The organism is Rhodococcus sp. NPDC059234, assembly GCF_042754225.1.
In the GTDB taxonomy this organism is placed as follows: domain Bacteria; phylum Actinomycetota; class Actinomycetes; order Mycobacteriales; family Mycobacteriaceae; genus Rhodococcus_G.
Genome location: NZ_JBHZAH010000208.1, coordinates 1 through 3,612, shown reverse-complemented (window position 1 = coordinate 3,612; position 3,612 = coordinate 1). Strand labels below are relative to the sequence as shown.

General features: G+C 70.4%; 5 protein-coding genes. 4 read left to right on the top strand and 1 reads right to left on the bottom strand.

All coding sequences use genetic code 11. From position 1 onward, the window contains the following. Window positions 1–40 precede the first annotated feature (40 nt). Window positions 41–916: an alpha/beta fold hydrolase gene (locus ACFXGJ_RS24220; RefSeq protein ID WP_378625808.1), complete on the bottom strand. Its 876-nt coding sequence runs from the start codon at window positions 914–916 to the stop codon at window positions 41–43. 112 nt (window positions 917–1,028) lie between these two features. Between ACFXGJ_RS24220 and ACFXGJ_RS24215 the strand changes: the two genes are divergently transcribed. From ACFXGJ_RS24215 to ACFXGJ_RS24200, 4 genes are all read left to right on the top strand, one after another. Then, window positions 1,029–1,652, top strand: coding sequence for a TetR/AcrR family transcriptional regulator (locus ACFXGJ_RS24215; protein ID WP_378625807.1), 624 nt, complete (start codon window positions 1,029–1,031; stop codon window positions 1,650–1,652). A 23-nt stretch (window positions 1,653–1,675) separates the two neighbouring features. After that, the gene (locus ACFXGJ_RS24210) at window positions 1,676–2,491 is read left to right on the top strand and encodes a serine hydrolase domain-containing protein (RefSeq protein ID WP_378625806.1); all 816 of its coding nucleotides are present in this window, start codon (window positions 1,676–1,678) and stop codon (window positions 2,489–2,491) included. A gap of 133 nt (window positions 2,492–2,624) precedes the next feature. Further along, window positions 2,625–3,146 carry a DUF3145 domain-containing protein gene (locus ACFXGJ_RS24205; protein WP_378625805.1) on the top strand — a complete coding sequence of 174 codons (522 nt, stop codon included), beginning with the start codon at window positions 2,625–2,627 and terminating at the stop codon, window positions 3,144–3,146. Window positions 3,147–3,390: 244 nt separating this feature from the next. Next, window positions 3,391–3,591, top strand: a complete 201-nt coding sequence (locus ACFXGJ_RS24200; RefSeq protein ID WP_378625803.1) for a cold-shock protein — start codon at window positions 3,391–3,393, stop codon at window positions 3,589–3,591. The last annotated feature ends 21 nt before the right edge of the window (window positions 3,592–3,612 follow it).

Sequence of the window (3,612 nt, the reverse complement as noted above, 5' to 3'; positions counted from 1 at the left end):
ACTCGACAGAGTCGCCCGGCGCAGTCGTGTGCGGGCCCGGTCAGTCGGGGGCGCCCGTGCTCGTGAGGAGCCCGTGGACGAGCTCGGCCACCCGGTCCGGGGCGTCGAGTGGCACGAAGGCCGCGCAGTCGTCGAGCACCACCAGCCGGGCGCCCGGGATGTCGGAGGCGAGCCGGCGTCCGAGTTCGGTCGCGAAGACGCGGTCGTCGGAACCCCAGATCAGCAGCGTCGGACCGCGGCGCTGCCGGAGCTGACGCGCCGCGGCAAGCGTGTGCGTGGAATCGATGCCGGCGAAGAAGGCGCGGGTGTCACGTCGAACCGCTCGATCCCGCAGCGGCCTGGTCCAGCCGGACACCACCGCGTCGGGCGGGCGGCGATGGCTGAGCAGGCGCGGAATCACCAGGGCGCGAACCCTTCTCGAGCGGGTGAGCTGCCCGGACAGGGCGAGGACTCCGGGTGCCCGGCCCAGCGCAAAGAAGGCTCGCAGCGACGGTGGCGGGAACTGTTCGTAGGCGTCGCACGAGGTCAGGACGAGGGTCTGGACGAGTTCGGGGTGGCGGGCGGCAAGGATCTGGCTCAGGGCGCCGCCCGTGTCGTTGCCCACCACGGTGACTCGTTCGAGGTTGTGCGCGGCGACGATCTCCGCGAGCAGGTCGGCCAGCGCCGGCGGGTCGAGGTCCGCGCCGGGGCGCATCGGCCGACTGTGCGAGCCCAGGGGGAGGGTCGGCAGCAGGCAGCGGTATCCCATCGCGGCGGCTCGCTCCGCGACGCCGTCCCAGAGGTGGCTGTCGACGAGCGCCCCGTGCACGAACAACAGGGGCGGGCCGGTCCGGTCGCCGATCTCGCGTAGGTGCACGGGGCCCGTGGTGGTCTCGATCCAGCGCTCGGTCTCCGCGGGGGAGTCGATGTTCGTCATCGCACGCTCCTGTATTGAAAATGGATTCAATAGCACCTTCGACGGTAGCCTCTATTGAATTCACATTCAATAGGTCGCTCGACTCGGAGCGAGACGAGGGGAGGGTGCGACCGTGCCCGAACAGCGCACCCGGTTGACGTCCGAACAGCGACGCACCGAGTTGATCGAGGCGACCCTGCGCGCGCTCGTGACGCGTGAACCCGAGCGGCTGTCGGTGCAGGAGATCTCGGCCGAGGCCGGGGTGTCGAGCGGGCTGCTGTACCACTACTTCGGCGGCAAGGACGCGCTGGTCGCCGCGGCGATGGAGTCGGCGGCGGACAAGATGATCGCCGATCTGGGTGCCGCCGCGGGGGAGGGCGCACTGCTGGGCAGGCTGATGGCGGGCCTGCGGGCCTACCTGGACCACGTGCAGTTGCACAGCGTCGGGTGGCAGGCGCTGATGCGGGCCGGGGGAAGCTCGGGACTTGCGGTGCTCGCGCGCCGGGTCGACGCGGCCTCGTTCGAGTTGATCCTCGACTCGTTGGGCATCGATACGCCGAGTGAGACCACGGTGATGACGATCGAGTCGTGGCTGGCCTTCGAGAAGGCCGCCTGCCTGCGATGGCTCGCGAGTGTGGACATCGAGCGGGCCGTGCTCGAGCAGGTGCTCGTCGGCTCCTTCCTGGCCGCCCTGCAGGCCGCGGCGGGCGCGGACCCGGCGCTGGCCGCCGGGCTGGACAGGCTGACCGGGGGCTGAGGGCGGTCTCGTAGGCTGCGAAGATGCGCAGCCTCACCGCGATCGAGCAATGGCCCGTCGACCACGCCGCCGCGACCGTGGTCGGTCCGGACGGGCGGATCGGCGCCGCGGGCGAGCCGGACCGGGTGTTCGCGTTGGCGTCGGTGACCAAGCCGTTGGTGGCCTACGCCGCACTCGTCGCGGTCGAGGAAGGCGCGATCGAACTGGACGCGCCCGCCGGGCCGCCCGGCGCCACCGTGCGGCACCTGCTCGCGCACGCGTCCGGGCTCGCGTTCGGCGAGCGCCGGGTGCAGGCCGCGCCGGGGGACAAGCGCATCTACTCGAGCGCGGGATTCGAGGTGCTCGCCGAACTCGTCGAGGCGGAGACCTCGATCGCGTTCCCCGACTACCTGCGCGACGCGGTGTTCGCGCCGCTCGGCATGGCGGCGTCGGAACTGGCGGGCCCGGCCGGGCACGGTGCCCGCTCGTCCATCGGCGACCTCGGCCGCTTCGCCGCCGAACTGCTGCGGCCCACCCTGGTCTCCGAGGAGACCGCCCGCGACGCCGCGACGGTGCAGTACCCGGGGCTGGCAGGCCTGCTGCCCGGGTACGGCACGCAGCGCCCCAACGACTGGGGACTCGGCTTCGAGATCAAGGGCGCCAAGTCGCCGCACTGGACCGGCACGGCGAACTCGCCCGCGACCTACGGCCACTTCGGGCAGTCGGGCACGTTCCTGTGGGTCGACCCGGTCCGGCGCCTCTCGTGCGTCGCGCTGGCGGACCGGGACTTCGGCGACTGGGCGAAGGAGGCCTGGCCGCCGCTGAGCGACGCCGTGCTGGCCGAGGTCGACGGAAGTTAGCCGAGAATCACCGGGAATCCCGTTCCACTGGCGCAACATGGTCCACACGGGGCACACTGGTACCGCGAAACAGGCTTGGCGTCGACATGAGGCCGTTGGGGAAGACGTCCCTCGTCGAAGCCGGAGGTGCCTTGTGCGCGCATTGAACCAGTTCGCCGATGCGACGAACGGTGTACTCCATGTGCACTCGTCGCCAGCAGCGCTGTGCCCGCACGTCGAATGGGCCCTTGTCGCGACGCTCGACACGCGCCCGAACCTCAAGTGGACGTCCCAGCCGGCCTCGCCCGGCCAACTGCGCGCCACCAGCAACTGGGTCGGCCCCGTCGGGACGGGCGCCCGCCTGGTCAACGCCCTGCGCGCCTGGCCGATGCTGCGCTTCGAGGTCACCGAGGACCCGAGCGAGGGTGTCGACGGCGAAAGATACAGCCACGTCCCGGGACTCGGTCTGTGGCGCGGTTCGACGAGCGCCAACGGCGACGTCATCCTCGGCGAGATGCGACTTCGTGCGCTCATCGAGGAGCACGGCGCCGGGGACGCGCTCGCGTCCGAACTCGACAACGCGCTCGGCTCGGCATGGGACCAGGCGCTCGAGCCGTACCGCAGCGGGGGCGAGGGCGGCGCCGAGGTGACCTGGCTGCACCGCGACGTCGGATAGCCGCCAGGGTCAGGCGCCGGGCTGCATTTCGTGCGTGGCACGGCCCTCGCGGGAATGAATCCGACCGCGCGGCGGTTGAAGGTGGACGGTCGTAGTTTTTCTGTGTCTGTGTATCCGCACGCTCGCAAAGAACTTGTGCTGCGGGCACTCTGTTTGCTTCAGGAATCTGGAGTCGCCGAGTCTCGAACCGGCCCGGGGCACCGCAAGGTGTGGTCCCCGAAACCCAATCCTGTCAGGAGCAGATATGACTCAGGGAACCGTCAAGTGGTTCAACGCGGAAAAGGGCTTCGGCTTCATCGCTCAGGCCGATGGTCCGGACGTCTTCGTGCACTTCTCCGAGATCCAGGGCTCTGGATTCAAGAGCCTCGAGGAGAACCAGCAGGTGGAGTTCGAGGTCACCCAGGGGCCCAAGGGTCCCCAGGCGACCGCCGTCCGTCCGCTCTGATCCGCTGAGCACGAACAAGGG

What these genes read in the sequence shown, in the direction of transcription:
- ACFXGJ_RS24220 (WP_378625808.1), bottom strand. Translation starts at nt 916, where the DNA reads ATGACGAACATCGACTCCCCCGCGGAGACCGAGCGCTGGATCGAGACC.
- ACFXGJ_RS24210 (WP_378625806.1), top strand. Translation starts at nt 1,676, where the DNA reads ATGCGCAGCCTCACCGCGATCGAGCAATGGCCCGTCGACCACGCCGCC.
- ACFXGJ_RS24200 (WP_378625803.1), top strand. Translation starts at nt 3,391, where the DNA reads ATGACTCAGGGAACCGTCAAGTGGTTCAACGCGGAAAAGGGCTTCGGC.